21 protein-coding genes are annotated in these 23,725 nt (G+C 54.0%); 8 read left to right on the top strand and 13 right to left on the bottom strand.

Annotated features, from left to right (window positions below; all coding sequences use genetic code 11):
• The first annotated feature begins 64 nt into the window (after positions 1 to 64).
• The 4 genes from ACSEMK_RS12605 to osmB all read left to right on the top strand — a co-directional run bounded on the left by ACSEMK_RS12605 (position 65) and on the right by osmB (position 3,637).
• The gene (locus ACSEMK_RS12605) at positions 65 to 1,999 is read left to right on the top strand and encodes an exoribonuclease II (RefSeq protein ID WP_113373659.1); all 1,935 of its coding nucleotides are present in this window, start codon (positions 65 to 67) and stop codon (positions 1,997 to 1,999) included.
• A 149-nt stretch (positions 2,000 to 2,148) separates the two neighbouring features.
• Positions 2,149 to 2,331: a YciZ family protein gene (locus ACSEMK_RS12610; RefSeq protein WP_015366235.1), complete on the top strand. Its 183-nt coding sequence runs from the start codon at positions 2,149 to 2,151 to the stop codon at positions 2,329 to 2,331.
• Between the two features lie 70 nt (positions 2,332 to 2,401).
• The gene (yciT, locus tag ACSEMK_RS12615; RefSeq protein WP_087859379.1) at positions 2,402 to 3,151 is read left to right on the top strand and encodes a DNA-binding transcriptional regulator YciT; all 750 of its coding nucleotides are present in this window, start codon (positions 2,402 to 2,404) and stop codon (positions 3,149 to 3,151) included.
• A 267-nt stretch (positions 3,152 to 3,418) separates the two neighbouring features.
• A complete protein-coding gene (gene osmB, locus ACSEMK_RS12620) occupies positions 3,419 to 3,637 on the top strand; it encodes an osmotically-inducible lipoprotein OsmB (RefSeq protein ID WP_032688354.1) in 219 nt (72 codons plus the stop codon).
• Positions 3,638 to 3,750: 113 nt separating this feature from the next.
• On the opposite strand, the gene yciH is transcribed toward osmB, so the two are convergent.
• From yciH to pgpB, 5 genes are all read right to left on the bottom strand, one after another.
• Positions 3,751 to 4,077, bottom strand: a complete 327-nt coding sequence (gene yciH, locus ACSEMK_RS12625; RefSeq protein WP_015705734.1) for a stress response translation initiation inhibitor YciH — start codon at positions 4,075 to 4,077, stop codon at positions 3,751 to 3,753.
• The gene (gene pyrF, locus ACSEMK_RS12630; protein WP_045393148.1) at positions 4,077 to 4,814 is read right to left on the bottom strand and encodes an orotidine-5'-phosphate decarboxylase; all 738 of its coding nucleotides are present in this window, start codon (positions 4,812 to 4,814) and stop codon (positions 4,077 to 4,079) included. The genes yciH and pyrF overlap by 1 nt, the downstream gene beginning before the upstream one ends.
• A 193-nt stretch (positions 4,815 to 5,007) precedes the next feature.
• The gene (gene lapB, locus ACSEMK_RS12635; protein WP_087859378.1) at positions 5,008 to 6,177 is read right to left on the bottom strand and encodes a lipopolysaccharide assembly protein LapB; all 1,170 of its coding nucleotides are present in this window, start codon (positions 6,175 to 6,177) and stop codon (positions 5,008 to 5,010) included.
• A gap of 6 nt (positions 6,178 to 6,183) precedes the next feature.
• Positions 6,184 to 6,492, bottom strand: coding sequence for a LapA family protein (locus ACSEMK_RS12640; RefSeq protein WP_045374686.1), 309 nt, complete (start codon positions 6,490 to 6,492; stop codon positions 6,184 to 6,186).
• Positions 6,493 to 6,634: 142 nt separating this feature from the next.
• Positions 6,635 to 7,393: a phosphatidylglycerophosphatase B gene (pgpB, locus tag ACSEMK_RS12645; RefSeq protein ID WP_087859376.1), complete on the bottom strand. Its 759-nt coding sequence runs from the start codon at positions 7,391 to 7,393 to the stop codon at positions 6,635 to 6,637.
• 163 nt (positions 7,394 to 7,556) lie between these two features.
• Between pgpB and ribA the strand changes: the two genes are divergently transcribed.
• Positions 7,557 to 8,147: a GTP cyclohydrolase II gene (gene ribA, locus ACSEMK_RS12650; protein ID WP_430914494.1), complete on the top strand. Its 591-nt coding sequence runs from the start codon at positions 7,557 to 7,559 to the stop codon at positions 8,145 to 8,147.
• 46 nt (positions 8,148 to 8,193) lie between these two features.
• On the opposite strand, the gene acnA is transcribed toward ribA, so the two are convergent.
• The 4 genes from acnA to topA form a co-directional block, all read right to left on the bottom strand.
• Complete coding sequence (gene acnA / locus ACSEMK_RS12655; protein ID WP_087859375.1) at positions 8,194 to 10,866, bottom strand: aconitate hydratase AcnA; 2,673 nt, start codon at positions 10,864 to 10,866, stop codon at positions 8,194 to 8,196.
• Positions 10,867 to 11,246: 380 nt separating this feature from the next.
• On the bottom strand, positions 11,247 to 11,405 hold the full coding sequence (locus ACSEMK_RS12660; RefSeq protein ID WP_072056445.1) for a YmiA family putative membrane protein: 159 nt from the start codon (positions 11,403 to 11,405) through the stop codon (positions 11,247 to 11,249).
• A gap of 244 nt (positions 11,406 to 11,649) precedes the next feature.
• Positions 11,650 to 12,624, bottom strand: a complete 975-nt coding sequence (gene cysB / locus ACSEMK_RS12665) for an HTH-type transcriptional regulator CysB (protein WP_015705738.1) — start codon at positions 12,622 to 12,624, stop codon at positions 11,650 to 11,652.
• 312 nt (positions 12,625 to 12,936) lie between these two features.
• On the bottom strand, positions 12,937 to 15,534 hold the full coding sequence (topA, locus tag ACSEMK_RS12670; protein ID WP_045393156.1) for a type I DNA topoisomerase: 2,598 nt from the start codon (positions 15,532 to 15,534) through the stop codon (positions 12,937 to 12,939).
• Between the two features lie 410 nt (positions 15,535 to 15,944).
• On the opposite strand from topA, the gene ACSEMK_RS12675 reads away from it, so the two are divergent.
• Positions 15,945 to 16,196 (top strand): YciN family protein, encoded by a 252-nt coding sequence (locus ACSEMK_RS12675; RefSeq protein WP_015366222.1) that lies wholly within the window; start codon positions 15,945 to 15,947, stop codon positions 16,194 to 16,196.
• A gap of 88 nt (positions 16,197 to 16,284) precedes the next feature.
• Here the strand turns inward: ACSEMK_RS12675 and sohB are convergent, their stop codons facing one another.
• Positions 16,285 to 17,331 carry a protease SohB gene (gene sohB / locus ACSEMK_RS12680; protein WP_063447169.1) on the bottom strand — a complete coding sequence of 349 codons (1,047 nt, stop codon included), beginning with the start codon at positions 17,329 to 17,331 and terminating at the stop codon, positions 16,285 to 16,287.
• Between the two features lie 251 nt (positions 17,332 to 17,582).
• Here sohB and ACSEMK_RS12685 point away from each other — a divergent pair, with 251 nt between their 5' ends.
• The gene (locus ACSEMK_RS12685; RefSeq protein ID WP_087859373.1) at positions 17,583 to 18,344 is read left to right on the top strand and encodes a YciK family oxidoreductase; all 762 of its coding nucleotides are present in this window, start codon (positions 17,583 to 17,585) and stop codon (positions 18,342 to 18,344) included.
• Positions 18,341 to 18,931, top strand: coding sequence for a cob(I)yrinic acid a,c-diamide adenosyltransferase (cobO, locus tag ACSEMK_RS12690; RefSeq protein WP_015366219.1), 591 nt, complete (start codon positions 18,341 to 18,343; stop codon positions 18,929 to 18,931). Before ACSEMK_RS12685 ends, cobO begins: the two co-directional genes overlap by 4 nt.
• Here the strand turns inward: cobO and ACSEMK_RS12695 are convergent.
• From ACSEMK_RS12695 to ACSEMK_RS12705, 3 genes are read right to left on the bottom strand one after another with little or no spacing between them, the layout of a single operon-like run.
• On the bottom strand, positions 18,903 to 19,877 hold the full coding sequence (locus tag ACSEMK_RS12695; protein WP_087859372.1) for a helix-turn-helix transcriptional regulator: 975 nt from the start codon (positions 19,875 to 19,877) through the stop codon (positions 18,903 to 18,905). The two genes, cobO and ACSEMK_RS12695, sit on opposite strands and share 29 nt — an antisense overlap.
• A gap of 21 nt (positions 19,878 to 19,898) precedes the next feature.
• On the bottom strand, positions 19,899 to 22,250 hold the full coding sequence (locus tag ACSEMK_RS12700; RefSeq protein ID WP_430914495.1) for a beta-glucosidase family protein: 2,352 nt from the start codon (positions 22,248 to 22,250) through the stop codon (positions 19,899 to 19,901).
• A gap of 18 nt (positions 22,251 to 22,268) precedes the next feature.
• On the bottom strand, positions 22,269 to 23,630 hold the full coding sequence (locus ACSEMK_RS12705; protein ID WP_087859370.1) for an MFS transporter: 1,362 nt from the start codon (positions 23,628 to 23,630) through the stop codon (positions 22,269 to 22,271).
• Positions 23,631 to 23,725: the final 95 nt, after the last annotated feature.

The raw sequence follows: 23,725 nt of genomic DNA on the forward strand, positions 1-23,725 counted from the left end.
TGCTGAGGCAGGCATATTCGCGTAAAAATGTCAGCCGCTCTTTTAGCCACGAAAAAACCTAATTATGTTTCAGGACAACCCGCTGCTAGCGCAGCTTAAACAGCAATTGCATTCCCAGACCCCGCGCGTTGAAGGGGTCGTTAAAGGTACGGAAAAAGGTTTTGGCTTCCTTGAAGTCGACTCGCAGAAAAGCTACTTCATTCCGCCGCCGCAAATGAAAAAAGTGATGCATGGCGATCGTATTATCGCCGTGGTCCATACGGAAAAAGAACGTGAAAGCGCCGAGCCGGAAGAGCTGGTTGAGCCTTTCCTGACCCGTTTTGTCGGTAAAGTACAGAAAAAAGACGATCGTCTGTCTATTGTTCCTGATCATCCGCTGCTGAAAGACGCCATCCCTTGCCGCGCCGCGCGCGGCGTAGAACACGATTTCAAACAGGGTGACTGGGCGGTGGCAGAAATGCGTCGCCATCCGCTGAAAGGCGACCGCGGTTTCTATGCCGAATTAACGCAATTCATCACCTTTAGCGACGATCATTTCGTGCCGTGGTGGGTGACGCTGGCGCGTCATAACCTGGAAAAAGAAGCGCCGAATGGCGTTGCCACCGAGATGCTCGATGAAGGACTGGAACGTCGCGATTTGACGGCGCTTGAGTTTGTAACCATCGACAGCGCCAGCACCGAAGATATGGACGACGCGCTGTTTGTAGAGCGCGCCGACGACGGTAAACTTCTGCTGACCGTCGCTATCGCCGATCCGACAGCGTGGATTGCCGAGGGCAGCAAACTGGACAACGCGGCGAAAATTCGCGCCTTCACCAACTATCTGCCGGGCTTTAATATCCCGATGCTGCCGCGCGAACTGTCTGACGATTTGTGCTCGCTGCGCGCCAACGAAGTGCGTCCGGTACTCGCCTGCCGCATGACTCTGGCGGCTGACGGCGCTATTGAAGATAATATCGAATTCTTCGCCGCGACCATCGAATCTAAAGCCAAACTGGCTTATGACGACGTCTCCAACTGGCTGGAAAATATAGGCTCATGGCAGCCTGCTGATGACGCTATCGCGCAGCAAATCAAACTGCTGCAGGAAGTCTGCCTGCGCCGCAGCGAATGGCGTCAAACCCACGCCCTGGTGTTCAAAGACCGCCCTGATTATCGCTTCGTGTTGGGTGAGAAAGGTGAAGTGCTGGATATCGTTGCCGAACCGCGCCGCATCGCCAACCGCATTGTTGAAGAGTCAATGATTGCCGCTAATATCTGCGCGGCACGCGTGCTGCGCGATAACCTGGGCTTTGGCGTCTATAACGTGCATACCGGTTTCGACCCAGCTAACACCGAGCAGCTGGCCGCGCTGCTGAAAACGCACGATGTACACGTCGATCCGCTGGAAGTCCTGACACTGGACGGCTTCTGTAAACTGCGCCGCGAACTGGATGCTCAGCCTTCAGGTTTCCTCGATAGCCGCATCCGTCGCTTCCAGTCGTTCGCGGAGATCAGTACCGAGCCGGGCCCGCACTTCGGCCTTGGCCTGGAAGCTTACGCCACCTGGACTTCGCCAATCCGTAAATACGGCGATATGATCAACCACCGTCTGTTAAAGGCCATCATTAAAGGCGAGACCATTGGTCGCCCGCAGGATGATATCACCGTGCAGATGGCGGAACGTCGTCGTCTGAACCGTATGGCGGAACGTGACGTCGCAGATTGGCTGTATGCTCGCTTCCTCAACGATAAAGCCGGAACCGATACCCGCTACGCGGCAGAAATCATTGATGTCAGTCGCGGCGGCATGCGCGTGCGCCTGGTCGATAACGGCGCTGTCGCCTTTATTCCGGCACCTTTCCTGCACGCGGTGCGCGATGAACTGGTCTGCAGCCAGGAGAACGGAACCGTACAGATTAAAGGTGAAGTGGTTTATAAAGTCACCGATGTTATCGACGTGACTATCGCTGAAGTTCGTATGGAAACCCGCAGCGTCATCGCCCGTCCAGCGGCGTAACGCTTTTATGGCCCCTGCCCAGGGGCCATGCATTTCTCGTTTTGAGTGAATATCGCCAGCTGCGCAAGGATGTGCGTTTTTTTCGCTTCTCTTTTGCAACCGTTTTTTGCATCATTGATTTCATTCATTTTTGTAACCAGGATAATGCTATGTCTGATCTGAATGCCCGCCTGCTCGCCCAACGTATCGATACCGTGCTGGATATTCTGGTTGCCGGAGATTATCACTCGGCGATCCATAATCTGGAGATCCTCAAAGCCGAACTGCAGGCATTGTCTCACGACGAGCCAGAGAAGGATTCAGGGCAATCAAAAGCGCCGTGGGAAATCTGATTGATTCCTGTCCCCCAGCACGCCTTAAAGCCTGCTGGGCGCCGTATAGACCTCTAACTGTGATGTAGCTATGAACGCCCGACAACAAAGTATTTTACAAATGGTCATTGATAAAGGCCGCATGAGCGTTGCCGATCTGGCCAGGATGACCGGTGTCTCCGAAGTCACTATTCGTCAGGATCTGAATTCGCTGGAAAAACAAAGCTATCTGCGCCGCACCCACGGCTTTGCCGTACCGCTGGATAGCGAAGACGTCGAAACCCGCATGATGACCAACTTTGCCATTAAGCGTGAACTCGCCGCGCGCGCCGCGTCGCTGGTGGCAGCCGGAGAAACGGTGTTCATCGAAAATGGCAGCTCAAACGCCCTTCTGGCCCGCACGTTGGCGGAACGCGGTGATATCACTATCATCACCGTTAGCAGCTATATCGCACATTTACTCAAGGAAACGCCGGGCGAGGTCATCCTGCTGGGCGGTATTTATCAGAAGCGCAGTGAAAGCATGGTGGGCCCATTAACCCGTCAATGCATCCAGCAGGTGCACTTCAGCAAGGCGTTTATCGGCGTTGACGGCTGGCAGACCGAAACCGGCTTTACCGGCCGCGACATGATGCGCGCCGATGTGGTCAACGCGGTGCTGGAAAAGCAGTGCGAGGCTATCGTACTCAGCGACAGTTCGAAGTTCAGCGTTGTGCATCCTTATCCACTGGGCCCGATTGCCCGTTTCAATCGCGTCATAACCGACAACAACCTGAGCGAAACTATCCGCCGGCAGCTCTCCGGGAGCGGTTTAACGCTCGATATAGTCGACCCCGCCTGATCGCTTCCGCCAGCGCCCGTAGAATGGCGTTGGCAGCCTTTCTGCGTCTGAGAGTATTCTGACCCGCAATTAAGATTTTTTACCTGACGTTAAATTTTAAAATAAGTAGAATTATTATTAGCGATATAACAGGAAGTGACTATCACCTGCGTGATTAGAGCAACACCTGCGCAACTTAAGTTTCATGGAATAACCCTTAAGTCATAGCCAGTTGCTATGCTTAAAGGAAGGTGTATCCATGAATAGATTATTCAGGAGAATAAAATGATGACTTCAATGAGCAAAAAAATGGCTGCGGCCGTACTGGCGGTTACTGTAGTAATGTCCCTGAGCGCTTGTTCCAACTGGTCTAAACGCGACCGTAATACCGCAATCGGCGCAGGCGCTGGCGCACTGGGCGGCGCGGTATTAACCGACGGCAGCACCCTGGGTACCCTGGGCGGCGCAGCGGTTGGCGGCATCATTGGCCACCAGGTTGGTAAATAACCACCCCGCGTATTAAATTAATAATAATTTCGTAGTTACTGACTCACGCATCTACCAATAATTAAGGCCACGGTATTTACCGTGGCCTTGTTGTTTATTTCGTAGAAATTATCTTAGCCACCCGCTAATTTTACTTTCATCCCTTTAGCTTCCAGCAGTGATTTCAGCAAGTCGCGTTTATCACCCTGAATTTCAATCACTCCATCTTTCAGTGAACCGCCGCAGCCGCATTTCTTTTTCAGCTCCGCGGCCAGCTTCGCCAGCGCATCGTCATCGAGATCGATGCCGGTAATCAAGCAGACGCCCTTCCCTTTGCGCCCGCTGGTCTGGCGTTGAATGCGCACGATACCATCGCCTTTCGCACGTTGCGGCGCCGCTTTCGGCTCTTCGATACGTCCGCTATCGGTAGAGTAAACCAGGCGGCTGTTAGAATCGCTCATTACGCCTCCAATTTCAGCGACGCGTTGATAGCCGCAAGCGTTGCAGCCGGATCGGCAGACTGGGTAACCGGCCGGCCGATCACCATGTAATCAACCCCCGCCTGCTGCGCCTGTTCCGGAGTCATAATCCGGCGTTGGTCGCCCGCATCGCTGCCTGTGGGGCGGATCCCTGGGGTAACTAACTTAAATTCTTGTCCTAACTCTTGTTTAAAGCGGACGGCCTCCTGCGCGGAACAGACTACGCCATCAAGACCACAGCGTTTGGTTAGCGCCGCCAGTTTAGCAGCATGATCGGCAGGTGAAAGCGTGATGCCAAGGTCTTGCAAATCGCTAGCTTCCATGCTGGTCAATACGGTGACCGCAATCAGTAGCGGCGCCTCTTTTCCGAACGGTAACAACGCCTCGCGGGCAGCCGTCATCATGCGCGCGCCGCCGGAGGCGTGAACGTTCACCATCCATACGCCAAGCTCCGCGGCTGCGGCGACCGCGCGTGCGGTGGTGTTCGGGATATCGTGGAATTTCAGGTCGAGGAACACTTCAAAGCCGCGCTGATGCAGGTCGCGAACAAATTGCGGCCCCAGCAGCGTGAACATCTCCTTACCTACCTTTAACCGGCAGTCGCGCGGATCGATTCGATCAACAAAGGCTAACGCCTTGTCACGGTTATCATAATCAAGCGCAACAACGACGGGAGAGGATGTGATAACGCGAGGAGAAGAGCTAGCAGTAGACGTCATGACCGGACCTTAATTGTGGATGAGCGCCGCCAGGGCGCAAAAAAGGTAAACGGGCAGCATTCTACCTGCGAAGTGGGGAAAATGACAGGCTGGTTTTGCCCGTCTACAGACAAAAGCGGGCACGCGGCTGCAGAAATGGATACGCTAAAACCCAGATAAGTATGTTGTAACTAAAGTCAGGTTTTTTTAGAAGTTACTGGCCATCAAGGCCGCGAATCGGCTTGATAGTCGCCCAAGAACGGCAGGACGGGCAGTGCCAGTACAGGGTGTGAGAAGTAAAACCGCACTTCTGGCAGCGGTAACGCGGTTTGCTCCGCACCTGCTCGCCAACCATATTGCGCAGAACCCCCAGGCTCGCCTTCGCGCGCCCTTCTTCCGCCTCATTAAGATGGTAGTCCATCAGTTTGTGGAACACGCGCATCGTCGGGTGGCGTTCCAACTGGCGAGTCACATAGCTCTGCGCGGCCTCGGCGCCTTCCTGCTGCTCGATAATTTGCGCCAGCATAAGCTCCGCGGTCGCCCCGGTGTTCTCTTCTACACAGCGGCGCAGGAACGCTTCCCACTCCTCATGCTTACCCAACTGCTGATAACAGGTTTGCAGCATTTCCAGGGTTTCACCAACCAGTTCTTTATCCTGGCCAATCACCCGTTCCAGGCTTTCTACCGCTTTCGCGTAGTCGCCTTTTTCCATCCACACGCGCCCCATCATAATCGAGACGCGGGCGCTGTTGCGGTCCGCTGACGCGCCTTTTTTCAGCAGCGTCATTGCTTTATCGAGATCGTTACTGGCCATCTGCTGCAGCGCCAGCTCACACCAGAAGTTGGCGATATCGCTGCGATGCTTTTCTTTGCCCAATTTTACCAGCCGTTCGGCAACTTCAATAGCGGACTGCCAATCGCTGGTTAACTGGTAAATTTGCAGCAGTTGTTGTAGCGCGCCCAGGCGGAAGTCGGTTTCATCTACCAACTGCTTGAACATATCTTCCGCGCGATCGTACAGGCCCGCGGCCATATAATCACGGCCCAACTGCTGGACGGCGAGCAGGCGTTGGTCGTAGGTGAGCGAGGCGCTCTCCATCAGGCTTTGGTGAATGCGGATAGCGCGGTCAACTTCGCCGCGAGAACGAAACAGGTTGCCAAGCGTCAGGTGGGCTTCAACGGTGCCGGTGTCCTCTTTCAACATATCAAGGAACAGATCCACGGCTTTATCCTGCTGGTTGCTCAGCAGGAAGTTGACCCCAGCGACATAATCGCGCGACAGGCGATTAGCATCGTCCTGTTTGGACTGTTGTGCGCTCCTGCGCCCCATATACCATCCATAGGCTGCGGCAACGGGAAGAAGCAGAAACAACAACTCCAGCATAGACGGTTATTCCTTGACCGCAGGGACGCCGGCATCAGCAGGCGCTACGGTCACTGGCGCGATCTGCTGCTCCAGGCGTTTAATTTTACGCTCGGCGCGGGCCAGCGATACTCGTACCCGTAACCAGAACAGGCCGCAAATCAGCCAGCCAATCGCAAACCCGGCAGCAAATAACACCGCCAGCAACGTGGAGATGCGGAATTCACCCTGCGCGAGCAAATAGTTGAACGTGACCAGTTGGTCATTTTGCGCACCCAGCGTCACAGAGATGACGAAGATAGCTAACACCAGTAAGAAAATAAGTAAATATTTCACATGACTTCCCGTTCTGTGGGTTGCGCGAGTAAAACGCGTTCAAGCCCTATAAAGTATCATTTTCACCGCAGTGGTGAAATGGAAAAGCATGACACCCGTCATGATATGCGGCCGGGTGTCGCGAAAATCAACATAAACAGCGTCAGGTTGCGCGTTTTTTGATATCCGTCGCCTCTTCGACAGGCGGGGTTAACGGGCCGCAAAAACGCTGCGTGAGCCAGGTCGCCGCGGTAACCAGCAGCCAGGAAAGGCTGGTCGCCACGATAAGATCCTGCGGCCAGTGCATGCCCAACGCCAGGCGGCTGCCCATGACCGCCGTCGCCCACCCTAACAGCACACCGATAGTCACCCAGCGCCGACGCGGCCACAACAGCCCGACGCCCAGCAGCGCCCAGCTGGCGGCAAACATGGTATGGCCGGACGGAAAGGCAAAACCGGTCTCTTTTTGCCAGTGTTTACGCAAGAACCCCGGTATTGTCTGTTGTTCAGCCAATTGCTCATGCACCAGTTTAGCGCGTTCTTTACGTTTTAACTCATAGAATTGCGCCACAGGAACCTGCTGGGTTCTTTCTAACCAAATCACAAACGGCCGTGGTTCCTGCACCCGTTCTTTGATCCAGGATTTTAGCCCCTGTCCTGCCAGGATAGCAGCACCGAGAATGAGAAACAGCACCAGCGCTTCGCGCAGACGAAAACGTAAACACCACAAAAACCAGCCAAATAGCGCTACGTGGGTAATGATTCCCCACGGCTGGGTTACCGTTTCAGTCACCCAGTACCACATTTTCAACATGGCCGGGGCTTGACCCGGCTGCCACTGCCAGCCGGAGAGCCAGACCATAACGGGCATAACAAGCAATAGCGCCGCCCCGATGGCGGTCCTTTTGGCAATTAACAGCATCGTATCTCCTTCTCTTTCCTTCTGAATATCATAACGGAAAGTAGATCGTTTGTGCGCTTTCCGCGCAGGCGGTCGTTGGTAATTAGGAGAACGTCGCAGCGTTGTGGCAAAATAGTAGTAAACAGAAAGCACATTCAGGTGCTGTCAGAATCTGGAGAATCACATGCAGCTTAAACGTGTGGCAGAAGCCAAACTGCCAACCCCCTGGGGCGATTTCCTGATGGTGGGCTTTGAAGAACTGGCAACCGGGCAGGATCATGTCGCGCTGGTGTATGGCGATATTTCGGGGCAAGCCCCGGTACTGGCTCGCGTACACTCAGAATGTCTGACGGGCGATGCCCTTTTTAGTCTGCGTTGTGATTGCGGTTTTCAGCTGGAAGCGGCGCTGTCGTACATCGCTGAAGAAGGACGCGGGATCCTGCTTTATCATCGTCAGGAAGGCCGAAATATCGGTTTACTGAATAAAATTCGCGCCTACGCGCTACAGGATCAAGGCTACGATACCGTCGAAGCCAACCACCAGCTTGGTTTTGCCGCCGATGAGCGCGACTTTACGCTGTGCGCCGACATGTTCAAGCTGCTCGGCGTCGAGCAGGTTCGCCTGTTGACTAACAACCCGAAGAAAGTCGAAATTCTGACCGAGGCGGGAATCAATATCGTCGAACGCGTGCCGCTCATCGTCGGGCGTAACCCGAAAAACGAACACTATCTCGATACCAAGGCTGCCAAGATGGGGCATCTGCTGAATAAATAATTCAGTTCCAGAATGAATCAGGGCCAGCATTCGCTGGCCCTTTCTTTTACAGCATATTACGAATCACATAATGCAGAATGCCGTCGTTCTGATAGTAAGTCAGCTCAGTCGCGGTATCGATACGACAGCGACACTGAATGACCTCCTGCTGTCCATCGGCGCGGGTAATCGTGACTGGAACCTGTGCCGCGGGATGCAGCGCCTGCAGGTTGCTGATATCAATCCGCTCTTCGCCGGTCAACTGTAGCGTTTTACGCGTCACGCCTTGTGGAAACTCCAGCGGTAATATCCCCATGCCGATAAGGTTGGAGCGGTGAATACGTTCGAAGGACTCGGCAATGACCACCCGCACGCCCAACAGACGCGGCCCCTTCGCCGCCCAATCGCGGCTGGAGCCTGAGCCATATTCTTTACCGGCGATTACCGCCAGAGGCGTACCTTCGGCTTTGTACAGCATAGCCGCATCGTAGATGGCGATAGGCTGCGTGTCCGGCAAATGACGCGTCATTCCCCCTTCCACGCCCGGCACCATTTCGTTACGGATACGAATATTAGCAAAGGTGCCGCGCATCATGACTTCATGGTTACCGCGTCGCGAACCATAAGAGTTGAAATCGCCGCGCGCCACGCCGTGCTCCTGCAAGTAGCGTCCTGCCGGGCTGTCAGCCTTGATACTTCCTGCCGGGGAAATATGGTCGGTGGTGACGGAATCACCAAGCATCGCCAGGATCCGAGCGCCATGAATATCTTCCACCGGTTTCGGCTCAACCCCCATCTCATCAAAGAATGGCGACAGGCGAATATAGGTAGAGTCATCCTGCCAGCGATAGGTATCGGAACGCTCAACCTGAATCGCTTTCCACTCCTCGGTACCTTCAAAGACTTCGGCATACTCTTTACGGAACATCTCGGTAGAAACCTGCTGCACAGCGCGAGCAATCTCCTCGCCGCTCGGCCAGATATCTTTCAGGAACACCGGCTTACCGTCTTTACCAACCCCAAGCGGTTCACGGGTCAGGTCGATGTTCATATTGCCGGCCAGCGCATAGGCTACGACCAGCGGAGGCGACGCCAGCCAGTTGGTTTTCACCAGCGGATGGATACGACCTTCGAAGTTGCGGTTGCCGGAGAGTACCGCCCCCACGGTCAGGTCTCCTTTTTTGATTGCCTCTTCGATAGGTTCCGGCAGCGGCCCGGAGTTACCGATACAGGTTGTACAACCGTAGCCAACGAGGTTAAAGCCCAACTCATCAAGATAAGGCGTCAACCCCGCATGCGCCAGATAATCGGAAACCACTTTCGAACCCGGCGCCAGCGAAGCTTTTACCCACGGCTGCGGTTTAAGGCCGCGCTCAACCGCGTTCTTCGCCAGCAGGCCGGCGGCCATCAACACGCTTGGGTTGGAGGTGTTGGTGCAGGAGGTGATTGCCGCAATCGCCACCGCGCCTTCCGGCAGCGAATAGCGTTGCCCATCGAGAGTGTAATCAACCGGTTGACGCGATTTTTGCGTTTGATTCACTTCCAGTTCGTTGCTGGCGGCAAACGCTTTCGGCACATCGCCCAACGCGACGCGGTCCTGCGGCCGTTTCGGCCCGGCGAGGCTGGCCTCAACCGTCCCCATATCCAGCGCCAGGGTGCTGGTAAAGACCGGCTCATCGCCCGTCTGGCGCCACATGCCCTGCGCTTTGGCATACGCTTCAACCAACGCCACCTGCTCTTCGCTGCGTCCGCTGAGGCGCATATAGCTGAGAGTCACTGCATCGATCGGGAAGAATCCGCAGGTCGCGCCATATTCCGGCGACATATTCGCAATGGTCGCCCGGTCGGCCAGCGGTAACGAGTCAAGGCCGTCGCCGTAGAATTCTACGAACTTGCCAACCACCCCATGTTTGCGCAGCATCTGGGTCACTGTCAGCACCAGATCGGTCGCGGTGATCCCTTCACGTAGTTTCCCGGTCAGTTTGAAACCAACGACATCGGGAATGAGCATGGATACCGGCTGACCAAGCATCGCGGCTTCCGCTTCAATCCCGCCGACGCCCCACCCTAATACGCCGAGACCGTTGATCATGGTGGTGTGCGAATCGGTACCCACCAGCGTATCCGGGTAAGCCACCCATTCGCCATTCTGCAGTTCGCTCCAGACGGCACGGCCAAGATATTCAAGGTTTACCTGGTGGCAGATCCCGGTTCCCGGCGGCACGACGCTAAAGCGGCTGAAGGCCTGCTGCCCCCAGCGCAGGAATGCATAACGCTCGTGGTTCCGTTCCATTTCAAGACGCACGTTGTCTTCAAAAGCGTTTTCATTACCAAAACGGTCTACCGTCACCGAGTGGTCGATGACCAGGTCAACCGGAGAGAGCGGGTTCACCTTCGCGGTATCGCCGCCCAGGCGTTTTACCGCTTCGCGCATAGCGGCTAAATCCACCACCGCCGGTACCCCGGTGAAATCCTGCATCAGCACGCGTGCCGGTCGGTAGGCAATTTCGCGGTCGGCGTGCGCTGTGGCCAGCCAACCGGCCAGCGCCTGAATGTCTTGCTCCGTCACCGAGTCGCCGTCCTGCCAGCGCAGGAGGTTTTCAAGCAGAACTTTGAGAGATTTGGGCAGTCGGGTGAGATCGCCCAGGTGTTTAGCGGCCAGAGCCAGGCTGTAGTAATGGTAGGTTTTGTCTTTGACCTGTAGCGTATCCTTACTGGCTGCTCGTAGTGTTGACGACATAGCTCCTCCTTTATCACAGGGATACATGCCCTGAACTCCTCAGGGTCTTTATTAAAGATAACACAAACTTGGCATAACACTTTGATAACAACTCAAATTGCTAAAATTGACAAAACCGTACAGTTCAGAAATTTTGACGAGAATAGTATTACAGCACGGATATATTTGATGAGGGTGAGTAAGTTCCGAACCTGTTCACTAAGCGGGAATAGAAAAAGAGCTAATCACCGATATGCAATGATTAGCTCAGGATGGATTAACATTTAAAGCTGATAAGTCGGAAAATAATTTCTTCCACCGTGTTCCACAATTCCGGGTGCTAATTTTACCAACCTCCTTTTGTCACAAAAGTGAAATATAACCTTCTCTGATAAACTGCTTTAGCTAATAATCCAGATGAATAATGCAACGATGCACCAGAAAGCGCTAAGCCCCATCAGTAGCGAGCCCCAAACCTGACTGCGCAGCGTTGGATCGATTTCCGCTTTATGACGTTCGTACGACATCGCGAGCTTTGCATAATCGATATTGTTTATCATTTCATCACCACCAATTGCTAAAATCATCAGGTACAGATAAATCTTAATAAGATATATAAAATAGATCCAGCTAATTCAGGAACAGCTAAAAGGCTTTTAACCGTTATTTTGATCGCAGCGGGTATAATGGAAAAGGGATGAGGTAAAATCCGCAGAAATGTGATTACAACGAGGTTTATAAGTTCTGATAAGGTCCATAATAGAAAATGGCACTCCCCAGAGGAAATGCCATTTATCGATACGATTATTTTTCCGGCAGTTTAATATCTTTGAACATCGCCTCTATATCCTCATTCGAACGTAGCGCCACGGCCGTATCTACCACATCCCGCGTCAGATGCGGCGCAAAACGCTGAATAAAATCATACATATAACTTCTGAGGAAGGTGCTTCGGCGGAAGCCTATCTTGGTGGTGCTATGGCTGAAAATACCATTGGCATCAAGTTTTACCAGGTCCGGATCGGACACCGGATCGACCGCCATGCTGGCAATGACCCCAACGCCAAGCCCTAAACGCACATAGGTTTTGATAACATCGGCATCAGTCGCCGTGAAGACGATACGCGGAGTGAGCCCGGCGCGATTAAACGCGGTATCTAGCTCGGAACGCCCGGTGAAGCCGAAGGTATAAGTCACCAGCGGGTACTGCGCGAGCTCTTCAATGGTCACCGAACCTTTCGAAGCGAGCGGGTGGTCCGGCGTCACCACAATGGAACGGTTCCAGTGATAGCACGGCAGCATCACCAAATCGTCGTACAGATGCAGCGCTTCGGTAGCAATCGCAAAGTCAGCATTGCCCTTAGAAACCGCTTCTGCAATCTGCGTCGGCGATCCCTGATGCATATGCAAAGAAACCCGAGGATAACGCTCAATAAAGCCCTTAATCACCCCAGGCAGCGCATAACGCGCCTGCGTGTGGGTGGTGGCAACGTACAATGAGCCTTTATCCGGCCAGGTGTGCTCCCCTGCCACGGATTTAATAGCCTCAACTTTGGACAGCACTTCGCGCGCGATGCGAATAATTTCCTGTCCGGCTGGAGTGACCTGAGTTAAATGCTTACCGCTGCGGGCAAATATCTGAATTCCCAACTCATCTTCCAGCATGCGCACCTGCTTGCTGATGCCAGGCTGCGAAGTATACAAGCCTTCGGCGGTAGAGGAGACATTCAGGTTATGGTTAACAACCTCAACGATGTAGCGGAGTTGCTGTAGTTTCATGGCTGATATCCGTAAACGCGTCAAATGAATCCGCTTAATACCCATTATGTTCAGACTGCTGCCTGCCGGCGGCAAAACGCCAGACATTCCCTGCGGCGCGCCGAACCAGCGCCACAACGCGTCCTGAAAACGATGATGTATAAGACGATTTGATAATAAAAAAGTGATTCGCTATAACCACTATATCATTTATATCTACAGTGTATAGATGCTAACAAAAAATAATAAGTCGGTTATAACGTGGGAGCCACGAGGCGGTAATACGAGGAAAACAGGAGAGAAAATGGGCCGCATTGCGGCCCATTGAGAAGGTTACTTTTTCGCTTCAGTCCATTTACCGTCGATAAAGAAGGCGGACCAGCCGGTCGCTTTACCCTCTTTCTCGGAGGAGACGTACTGTTGCTTGGTCTTACGACTAAAGCGTACCAGCGTTTTATTGCCTTCCGGATCCTGCTGCGGCGCATCGGCCAGATAGCGCAGCTTTTCAGGCAGACGATCGCGGAAGCGGTACAACTCTTCCACTAATGGCGCACGCGTCTCACGTGATTTCGGGAAGGTGTTTGCCGCCAGGAAAACGCCCGCCGCGCCATCGCGCAGGACGAAGTAAGCGTCGGACTTCTCGCATGGCAGTTCCGGTAAAGGCACCGGATCTTCCTTCGGCGGAGCCACTTCGCCATTACGCAGGATCTTACGCGTATTTTTACATTCGTCGTTGGTGCAAGCCATGTACTTACCAAAACGCCCCATTTTCAGGTGCATTTCAGAGCCGCATTTCTCACACTCCACGATAGGGCCGTCATAACCTTTGATACGGAACTCGCCCTCTTCAATCTCGTAGCCATCGCAGGTCGGGTTGTTGCCGCAGACATGCAGTTTACGCTTCGGATCGATAAGGTAGCTGTCCATCGCGGTGCCGCATTTCTGACAGCGACGTTTAGCGCGCAGCGCGTTGGTTTCGGCATCATCGCCTTCCAGCACGTTGAGAACTTCGTTTTCCGGTACCAGGTTGATAGTGGTTTTGCAACGTTCTTTCGGCGACAGCGCGTAGCCAGAGCAACCGAGGAATACCCCGGTGCTGGCAGTACGAATGCCCATTTTACGCCCGCAGGTCGGACAGTCGATGCTGGTCAGCACCATTGGGTTCGGCTGCATGCCGCCCTCTTCAGGATCCTTCTCAGCCGTTTGTAGCTGGGAGGTGAAATCGCCGAAGAAGTTATCCAGTACCTGTTTCCACTCGGCCTGATGATTAGCCACCTGATCGAGGCGGTCTTCCATCTGTGCGGTAAAATCGTAGTTCATCAGATCGCGGAAGTTCTCTTCCAGACGATCGGTGACGATTTCGCCCATCTTTTCAGCGTAAAAGCGACGGTTCTCGGCGCGTACATAGCCGCGGTCCTGGATGGTCGAAATGATCGACGCATAAGTGGACGGACGACCGATGCCGCGTTTTTCCAGCTCTTTCACCAGCGAGGCTTCGCTGAAACGCGCAGGCGGTTTGGTGAAGTGCTGCGCTGGGGTCAGTTCCACCAGGCTCAGGCTGTCGCCCTGATTGACCACCGGTAACGTACGGTCTTCATCGCCTTTACGCAGCGCTGGCATCACTTTCGTCCAGCCGTCAAAGCGCAGCGTACGACCGCGGGCTTTCAGTTTGAACTCTCCAGCCTGTACCGTCAGGGTGGTTGAGTCGTATTTTGCCGGCGTCATCTGACAGGCGACGAACTGACGCCAAATCAGTTGGTATAATTTCTGCGCATCGGCTTCCATGTCTTTCAGCGATTCCGCCATCACGTTCACGTCAGAAGGACGTATCGCTTCGTGCGCTTCCTGTGAATTTTCTTTGCTGGCGTACTGATTAGCGCTTTCAGGCAGATATTTTTTGCCAAAGTTGTCGCCGATATAGCCGCGAACCATGTTCAGCGCATCCTGACTCAGGTTGGTAGAGTCGGTACGCATGTAGGTAATATGGCCGGCTTCATACAAACGCTGGGCCATCATCATGGTTTTCTTCACGCCGAAGCCAAGACGGGTACTGGCGGCCTGCTGCAGCGTGGAGGTGATAAATGGCGCGCCCGGCTTGCTGCTGGTCGGCTTATCCTCGCGCTCCAGCACGCTATATCGCGCTTTTTCCAGCAGCGCGACGGCAGCCATGGTTTCGTCGCGGTTAACCGGACGGAACGGCTTGTCATTCTTGTGAGTTACCTGCAGCGGTAATGCATCGCCGCCCGGCGTGGTAGTACTGGCGTCGATCTCCCAGAACTCTTCCGGAACGAAGGCTTTAATTTCGCGTTCGCGTTCAACGACCAGACGGACTGCGACAGACTGCACGCGGCCAGCGGACAGACCGCGCGCAATTTTTTTCCACAGCAGTGGAGAAACCATATACCCCACCACACGGTCCATAAAGCGGCGCGCCTGCTGGGCATTAACACGATCGATATTCAGCTCGCCCGGCTTCTCAAAGGCCTGACGAATCGCGTTTTTGGTGATTTCGTTGAACACCACGCGGCTGTAACGTTGCTCATCACCACCGATAACTTCCCGCAGGTGCCAGGCAATGGCTTCCCCTTCGCGGTCAAGGTCGGTTGCGAGATAGATATGGTCGGCTTTTTCCGCCAACTGTTTGAGTTCTGAAACTACCTTTTCTTTACCCGGAAGTACTTCATAATGCGCATTCCAGTCATGCCATGGGTCCACGCCCATGCGGTTGACCAGAGCGCCACGTTCATCCTTTTTAGGCTTTTTAGCCCCTTTGGTGGAGGTAGAGTCGGCGCTCTTTTTGGAAGCTGAGCCACTGGTCGGCAAATCGCGGATATGACCGACGCTGGATTTCACCACGTAGTCATTACCCAGATACTTATTGATCGTTTTGGCTTTTGCCGGGGACTCAACGATAACGAGAGCTTTACCCATATTCACCTTTACCTAATTTAATTCATCCAGGAATACATCGCACATTGATTCACCATCCACTAGCGACGTGCCTGATATGTTGCGGCCACGTCGATGGATATCAACCCTCTGCACGCCCAGTTTCACATCCATAAAACCAGATAGCTGAGTTTGCTGGCTTTTGCGAGCCAGGTTGCATAGCACGAAGAATTTTTGGCCGAATGTCAAGCAAATCTGTTGCCAGATCGCTGAAAGCGTCACACTGTACCTGATAAAATTCGTTACGCAACTTTATTAGCATGCAAAAGCCAACTCCGCCAGTAAAGTGATGTTTCTTAGCCGGTTACAATTACCCCTGCACAATCAATGGAAAATTTGCCCGTTGCCCTCTCGCGGCGTAGACTACCCGCGAAGAACTACAGGAGTCCGTTATGCAAGGTACAACCCAACCCATCGAACGCCAGGCGTTACTTGAAATTGCCAACCAACTCATTCGCGATCATGAAGATACGTTAGCCGGAATTGAAGCCACCAACGTCGTTCAGCGTAACGGGGTTTTGGTGTTCAGCGGCGAGTTTTATCTTGATGAACAAGGTTTACCGACGGCGAAGAGCACTGCCGTATTCAACATGTTCAAGTATCTCGCTCATGAGTTGTCAGATAAGTATCACCTGGTCGATTAATCGCCAGTCATTGATGGACCGGCTCTCGGCTTAAGCCAGCCAGAAACAGCAACGCGAGGTATCAGCCTCGCGTTGTTTTAATTACATATTACATTAACGGTTTTTGTCCACGCTGCCACCAGCGCAACAATAGACGGTCAGCGCTTTCCGCCGCGCTACCGGTAACGCGGTCGAGCAACTTCTTACGCTGCTGATAACGCACGCTAATGACTTCGTGGTTATCCATCATGCTCAACAGGAGTTCATCGCTGGTTTGTACCGCATCCGCCAGCCCTTTTTCCAACGCCTGCACGCCGTACCAGTGCTCGCCGGTCGCTACCTTTTCGATATCCAGCGACGGGCGCATCTGATGCACGAAATCTTTAAAAAGCTGATGGGTTTCATTGAGATCTTCGCGGAATTTCTGCCGACCTTCCTCGGTATTTTCGCCCAACATGGTTAACGTGCGTTTATATTGCCCGGCGGTATGGAGTTCAATATCGATATCTTTGTTTTTCAGGAAGCGATTGATGTTGGGGATCTGCGCCACTACGCCAATCGAGCCAAGAATAGCAAACGGCGCACAGACGATTTTGTTCGCCACGCAGGCCATCATATAGCCGCCGCTGGCAGCGACCTTATCGACCGCAACCGTCAGCGGGATCTGTTTATCACGTAAGCGCTGCAGCTGCGAAGCTGCCAGACCATAACCGTGAACCACGCCGCCGGGGCTTTCCAGACGCACCACCACCTGGTCACGCGCCTTCGCCGAAGCCAGCACCGCCGTGATTTCTTCGCGCAGACCGCTTACCTCGTGGGCATCCATGCTGCCTTTAAAATCCAGCACCCAGATACGCGCCTTGCCGCTGGGTTCCGCGGTGCCCAATTTTGCCCGCGCTTTGGCCTCTTTGGCTTCCTGCTTATGTTTTTTCTTCTGCGCTTTATGCCAGAGTTTTTGCTGCGGGCCATCCAGCAGCGCCACCGCCAGCTCTTCTTTCATCTCCTTATATTGCTCGCTAAGATTCGTTACCCGCAGCTCGCCGCGCTGCTTCTTACGCTGAGTCAGATTAACGATTATGGCGGCGATAACCGCAATGGCGACGACGATAGTCGCAGCCTTGGCTAAAAATAAGCCGTATTGAGCAAGTAATTCCACGTTTTCACCTTGTGTAAAGCACTGACGTTGACGCACAGTGTACATCAGCCTTTATCATCAAGTCTCTGCGCTTTCCGTGCGCTGCGAGGCGCATTCCCGTTTTTTTTGTCGCAATGAAATCGTTGCAAGATATTAATTCTGCGAAGACTTTCCCTTTGACTGATTGCAATCATCAATCGTTTAAGGCATAAAGCGCAAAAGTAAGATACCGAATAAGATGTGGCCGTACGCAGGCCAGCAGAGGAGTCGCCGTGCATTATCAACCGCAATATCACCTACTTAAAGACCGTATCATTCTGGTCACCGGCGCCAGCGACGGCATCGGCCGCGAAGCCGCCCTCACCTATGCGCGCTACAGCGCAAGCGTAGTACTGGTCGGCCGTAATGAAGAAAAGCTGCGCGCCGTCGCGCAAGAAATTGAACAGGCCGGCGGCATTGCCGCGCGCTGGTTCACTCTCGACCTGTTGACATGCACGCCGCAGGAGTGCCAGCAGCTGGCGCAGAAAATCGCCATTCACTACCCGCGCCTTGACGGCGTACTGCACAACGCGGGCCTGCTCGGCGACGTATGTCCGATGGATCAGCAGGATCCTGAGGTATGGCAGCAGGTGATGCAGGTAAACGTTAACGGCACGTTTATGCTCACCCAGGCGCTTCTTCCTTTATTACTCAAGTCCGATTCCGGCTCGCTGGTGTTTACCTCTTCCAGCGTTGGCCGCCAGGGCCGCGCCAACTGGGGCGCCTACGCGGCCTCTAAATTCGCCACCGAAGGGATGATGCAGGTTCTGGCCGAAGAGTATCAAAGCCGTCATCTGCGGGTAAATTGTATCAATCCTGGCGGGACGCGTACCAAAATGCGCGCCAGCGCCTTCCCGACAGAAGATCCGCAAAAGCTGAAAACCCCCGCCGATATCATGCCGGTCTATTTATGGCTGATGGGCGACGATAGCCGGCGCAAAACCGGTATGACCTTCGATGCCCAGCCGGGGCGTAAACCAGGGATCTCCCAATGAGCGATCAACGCTACCGCGAGCGCCAGCAGCGGGTAAAAGACAAAGTCGATGCGCGGGTCGCCGCCGCCCAGCAAGAACGCGGGCTAATCATGGTCTTTACCGGTAACGGCAAAGGCAAAACGACTGCCGCCTTCGGTACCGTCACCCGCGCGGTTGGACACGGCAAAAAAGCCGGCGTGGTGCAGTTTATCAAAGGTACCTGGCCTAACGGCGAGCGCAATTTGCTGGAGCCGCACGGCGTGGAGTTTCAGGTCATGGCTACCGGCTTTACCTGGGATACGCAAAATCGCGACAGCGATACCGCCGCCTGCCTCGATGTCTGGCAGCACGGGCGGCGTATGCTGGCCGACGACAGCCTGGATCTGGTGCTGCTGGATGAACTTACCTACATGGTGGCCTATGATTATCTGCCGCTGGAAGAGGTGCTGACGGCGCTGCGCAACCGTCCAGCGCATCAAACGGTGATGATTACCGGTCGCGGCTGCCACCGCGAGATCATCGAGATAGCCGACACCGTCAGCGAGTTACGCCCGGTAAAACACGCCTTTGACGCCGGGGTTAAAGCCCAGATGGGGATTGATTACTAAGCGCCAGTCGGGCCAGGAGCTGGCTATTGAGCGGCAGACACAAACAGTCCTCGCCGAGCGCCAGTTGCTGGTCGAGGACGTTTTGCCGCGAAACAAAGCGTTTGCGGTATTCGGTCGGCGTCAGTCCGCAGTATTTGTTAAAGGCGGCTATCAGGTATTTGTGCTCCTGAAAACCGCAGCTATGGCTGATTTCGGTGATCGGCGTGCGCGTATCGCGTAGTAGATTACGAGCCTTATTCAGCCGTACCAGGGTCAGATACTCTTTAAAGTTGTAACGACTCACCCGCTTAAACAGCCGGGAAAACCACGAATAGCTCATCCCGCTGTGCTCGGCCACTTCGCTTAACGTCAGTGGCCGGTCGTAATGCAGATTAATATAATCGATGCCTTTTTTAATCATCGACTCTTCGCGTAGCGAACTCTCCTCCCGCTCCTGCGGCTCGCCTGCCGTCACCAATGCATCAAGCAGCAAATATATCGCTGCGATACGCTGGAATGGCGTACGGTTATCGACAAGCTGTTGCAGCAGCGCCGTGAGCCGCTGGCGCACCTGCCAATCCGCGTTCTGCGCAACACGCCCGGCGGTGCACCATTCCAGCCGCGGAGAGGGATGCATTTCATCAAACAGACCCGGCGAAAACTGTACGGTAACCAGCTGGCTACCGGCCATCTCCGCGCTGAGTGAATGCACTTCCTCCGCGTTGATATACAACATATCGCCCTCGCGTAGTAGCCACTCCCGCTGGCCGACGGCCAGCGTAAAACCGCCATGAAGGACGGTGATAAGCTCCGGCGCCGGGTGCCAGTGAGGTTCGCAGTAGCGCACCTCAGCGGCAAAAACGTTGAGTTTCTCAGCGTCGAAGGCGATCAGCTCATAACCGCTACCGGTCGCCGGCTGCCCGCTTTGCGTTACCTGACGAGGATGCGTCACTGAAAACGGGAACACGGGTTACCTCCTGAACTTTTGTTATTGATGATCCGCCAGCACGGCATTGAGTTCATCACGGTCGATATCCAGCGCCAGGAATTCAGTCAATGCAATGAGCAAACCACAGAACAGATCCGGCGCCAGGCGGATAAGCTTTTCACGTACCTGGTCTGGCGCTACGCCGCTTTTCGCCGAAATCAGCGCCACCACGCGGGCAAAGGCTTCCGGCTGTTGAATAAGCTGTTGGAGAGAATTGTCGTCGCGCAGCGGTACATAGCGCGCAGGGCAATCAATCTCAACGCTTGCCGTTAATGGAAGATCGCGTGACGAGGCGCCCACGTAGATTTGCCACTGCCCTGGCGTCACCAGCCAATCCGCCAGCCCCGGATGATAGCAAGCTAAATCAGCGACGGGCAGCGCGAGCGCGACACGACGCGTTTCTCCCGCCAGCAACGATACTTTGCTAAAGGCTTTCAGCGCACGAACCTCGCGGATCAGTTCTCCCTCCGGGGCCGCAACGTACAGTTGTACAATCTCCTTGCCCTCACAGTCGCCGATATTCGTTAAATCAAACGCTACATGCAGGGTTTCGCCTTCGGCAAGCCGCGAGGCGGAGAGCGAAAGATTGGCATAGCGGAATTGGGTATAGCTCAGGCCAAAGCCAAACGGGAAACGCGGCGAAAGACGGCGTTTATCGTAATAGCGATAGCCGACAAATAATCCTTCGCCATAATGATGGCGCAGGTTTTCCCCCGGATACTGTAGCCAGGCGGGCGTCTCTTCGAGCGTATTTGGCACCGTTACGGTCAGCTTACCGCAGGGGTTACATTTACCGAACAGAATTTCAGCAACGGCGCGCCCCATCCCCTGTCCGGCGAAGAAGGTTTCCAGCAGCGCCCGGCATTCGCCAAGCCATGGCATCACCACCGCGTCGCTGTTGGCCAGCACCACCACCACGTTTGGCTGTACCGCAGCGACCTCGCGGATCAGCCGTTCATGCGCGGGCAGAATATTCAGATCCTGGCGATCGCCATTCTCGCCATCCTCACCGACCGCCGTGCTGACAAAAACCACTGCTACATCGGCGGCACCGGCGACATCGCGCGCCTGCGCCAGAGCCTGCTCATCGCTTTGATTGTCGTCTGGCGCGCCCGGCGCCCACGAGACCTTAAAGTCATCCCCGGCAAGATCGAAAATCTCATCCAGCGGACGGTCAAGTAAATAGGGAACCGTGGTGGCGCAACCTGAGCCCTGTATCACCGGCTCCTGAGCGGGCTTACCGATCACCGCGATGCGCGGCGTTTTGTGTGGCTTCAGCGGCAGCAGGTTGTGTTCATTTTTCAGCAATACGATGGATTCTACCGCTAAACGCTGCGATAACGCATGGTGTGCGGCAAAGTCAGCGCGCGTCTGCGGCCGGCGATGTCGTTGCACTTTATCGACCAGTTCAAGCATCCGCAAACAAGCCCGGTCTACCACCGGCATTGGAACCTCGCCGCAAGAGATTGCCGCCAGTAGGGTTTGTTTGTCCCGCCTGGTTTCCGGCATCGCCAGGTCATTGCCGGCAAGCAGCGATGCCGGGCGATCTTTAATACCGTACCAGTCGGACATCACCAGACCGTCATATCCCCATTCATCACGCAATACCTGGGTCAGTAAGAACGGATCCTGCGATGTTTGAACGCCATTAAGACGGTTATAAGAAGACATCACCGTCCAGGGCTGGGATTTGGCGATCGCTCGTTGAAATCCGGCGAGATAGATTTCACGCAGCGCCCGCTCCTCAATAATCGAATCCATTTCGGTACGCCGGTACTCGGAGTTATTGGCGGCAAAATGTTTAAGGCTGGCGCCGACGCCTTCGGCCTGTAAGCCGTTAATCAGCGCCGCGGCGATATCCCCGCTAACGACCGGGTCCTCAGAATAGTATTCATAGCCGCGTCCAGCCAGCGGGGTGCGCCGAATGTTAATTCCCGGCCCCAATAAAATACCCACTCCCATCTGCTGACACTCGCGTCCCAGCGCTGCGCCCATTTCCTGCACCAGTTCAACATCCCAGCTACAGGCCAGACTGGAGCCATTCGGAAAACAGGTGGCCGGCAGCGAGGCGCTGAACAACGCTTCGCTGCCGCCCTTCGCTACAGGCTCGTCGGCGCTGGCCTGGTCGGCGGTTTGAGTTATCACCGAGATGAAGTCATCCATGCTCCACTTTTCATTGCCATCTATTTGCGCACTGCTATAGCGCACGCCGTACGTACCATCGGTCATCACGATATCGGGGATACCATGCTGCGGCAACGATGCCGTACGCCACAGGCCACTGCCGGTCAGCAGCGCCACTTTTTCCTCTACCGACATGGCGGCAATAAGGGTACTAAAATCGTTATTCATCTCTCTGACTCCTTGAGGTTAAAGCGCGCTTTGCTTACGCAGGCTGATTTTTTGCACGATATCGCGATAGGTATTTTCATCCAACGAGTAGCAGGCTACGAAGATGGCGCTGATAGCGAACATCGCGCCGGGGAAGAGCGTCATCAGAATATTGATGCCATTAATCGCATCGCTGGTCACATTACCCGCATCATAGTGATAGAGATCCAGCATCCAGCCCGCGCAACCGCCGCCAATCGCCATCGCAATTTTGGTGATGAAGTTAAAGAAACCGTAGATTGCGCCTTCAGAGCGTACGCCGTGATGCCATTCAGCATATTCGACAGTGTCGGCAATCATCGACCACATGGCGACAAAGCCCATACCTAATGTGATGCTGTAAAGACATACACCGCTCATTATCAGCCACAGGTTATTACCAGCGATGAAATATTGCATCAGCACCCCCAGCACGCCAATTAACAACGCCAGAAGCGCCATTTTCTTTTTTCCTATCAGCGCAATCACTTTCTCGGAAATGATGGTTCCAACGATATAAGCACCTGATTGAATCATGAAGAAAGTTGCGGTAAACCCTTCGCTGCCGATAATGTATTTAATAAAGTAAATGGCGATCGCCATCCAGACGGTATAGGCGATATAGAAAAATACGGTAAATAATGACAGATGAATCAGTGGAGCATTGCCTAATACCGCACGGAACATTTCACGAAGCGTCGGCGCATTCATTTCATCCTCTTCGCCAACTCGTTCTTTGGTCATGGCAAAACAGGCAAGAAACATAAAAGTCGCTAACAGTGCAAAGCAGGAAACGGCAAAGACATAGCCCATCTGTTTGTCGTTAAAGGGCGAAATCAGCCAGTCGGCGGTTGTGGAAACAATCAGATACCCGACAATCGCCAACACAAAGCGGTACACGGACAGCGACGAGCGCGAGGCTTCATGCTGCGTCAGGCGGTTGGTCAATGCTGAATAAGGCGTGTTAACCGCCGTATATGCCAGGCAATAAATGGTATAGGAAGCCAGCGCGAAATAAAATTTAGCTTCCCCGCCAAATGGCACAAAACACAACACGGTTAAAAAACCTAACGGTATCGCACCATATAATAGCCAGGGACGCAGCTTGCCATATTTACTCTGCGTCTTATCAATTGCAAAACCAATCAAAATATTAAATATTGCATCAATCACCCGGGCGATCACAAAGATCAGGCTCGCCTGTACCGCGCTGATGCCATAAATATTTGTATAAAAAAACAGTAAGAATAACGAGACAAAACCGAACGATAAATTAGAGGCGAAATCACCTAAGCCATAGCCTATCTTTTCTTTTACGCCGATGACCACATAGCTTGCCGATAACTTTGTTGTTGTACTCATTGCGGGCTACCTGTTTTTGTAATCAGTGCCGACAGTATATGGCGACGCTAATAACATCACTTTGCGTTATTTGTCTGCGTAATTCCTGTTTCTTG

It is taken from the genome of Klebsiella sp. K-3 (genome assembly GCF_051207495.1).
GTDB lineage: Bacteria > Pseudomonadota > Gammaproteobacteria > Enterobacterales > Enterobacteriaceae > Klebsiella > Klebsiella aerogenes.

Bases quoted from the DNA above. Each gene is read 5' to 3' on its own strand.
- lapB (WP_087859378.1), bottom strand. From the start codon at position 6,177: ATGCTGGAGTTGTTGTTTCTGCTTCTTCCCGTTGCCGCAGCCTATGGA.
- acnA (WP_087859375.1), bottom strand. From the start codon at position 10,866: ATGTCGTCAACACTACGAGCAGCCAGTAAGGATACGCTACAGGTCAAA.
- ACSEMK_RS12610 (WP_015366235.1), top strand. From the start codon at position 2,149: ATGTCTGATCTGAATGCCCGCCTGCTCGCCCAACGTATCGATACCGTG.
- cysB (WP_015705738.1), bottom strand. From the start codon at position 12,624: ATGAAACTACAGCAACTCCGCTACATCGTTGAGGTTGTTAACCATAAC.
- pyrF (WP_045393148.1), bottom strand. From the start codon at position 4,814: ATGACGTCTACTGCTAGCTCTTCTCCTCGCGTTATCACATCCTCTCCC.
- yciT (WP_087859379.1), top strand. From the start codon at position 2,402: ATGAACGCCCGACAACAAAGTATTTTACAAATGGTCATTGATAAAGGC.
- pgpB (WP_087859376.1), bottom strand. From the start codon at position 7,393: ATGCTGTTAATTGCCAAAAGGACCGCCATCGGGGCGGCGCTATTGCTT.
- ACSEMK_RS12675 (WP_015366222.1), top strand. From the start codon at position 15,945: ATGCAAGGTACAACCCAACCCATCGAACGCCAGGCGTTACTTGAAATT.
- ribA (WP_430914494.1), top strand. From the start codon at position 7,557: ATGCAGCTTAAACGTGTGGCAGAAGCCAAACTGCCAACCCCCTGGGGC.
- ACSEMK_RS12660 (WP_072056445.1), bottom strand. From the start codon at position 11,405: ATGATAAACAATATCGATTATGCAAAGCTCGCGATGTCGTACGAACGT.
- ACSEMK_RS12700 (WP_430914495.1), bottom strand. From the start codon at position 22,250: ATGAATAACGATTTTAGTACCCTTATTGCCGCCATGTCGGTAGAGGAA.
- topA (WP_045393156.1), bottom strand. From the start codon at position 15,534: ATGGGTAAAGCTCTCGTTATCGTTGAGTCCCCGGCAAAAGCCAAAACG.
- ACSEMK_RS12605 (WP_113373659.1), top strand. From the start codon at position 65: ATGTTTCAGGACAACCCGCTGCTAGCGCAGCTTAAACAGCAATTGCAT.
- yciH (WP_015705734.1), bottom strand. From the start codon at position 4,077: ATGAGCGATTCTAACAGCCGCCTGGTTTACTCTACCGATAGCGGACGT.
- osmB (WP_032688354.1), top strand. From the start codon at position 3,419: ATGACTTCAATGAGCAAAAAAATGGCTGCGGCCGTACTGGCGGTTACT.
- ACSEMK_RS12705 (WP_087859370.1), bottom strand. From the start codon at position 23,630: ATGAGTACAACAACAAAGTTATCGGCAAGCTATGTGGTCATCGGCGTA.
- cobO (WP_015366219.1), top strand. From the start codon at position 18,341: ATGAGCGATCAACGCTACCGCGAGCGCCAGCAGCGGGTAAAAGACAAA.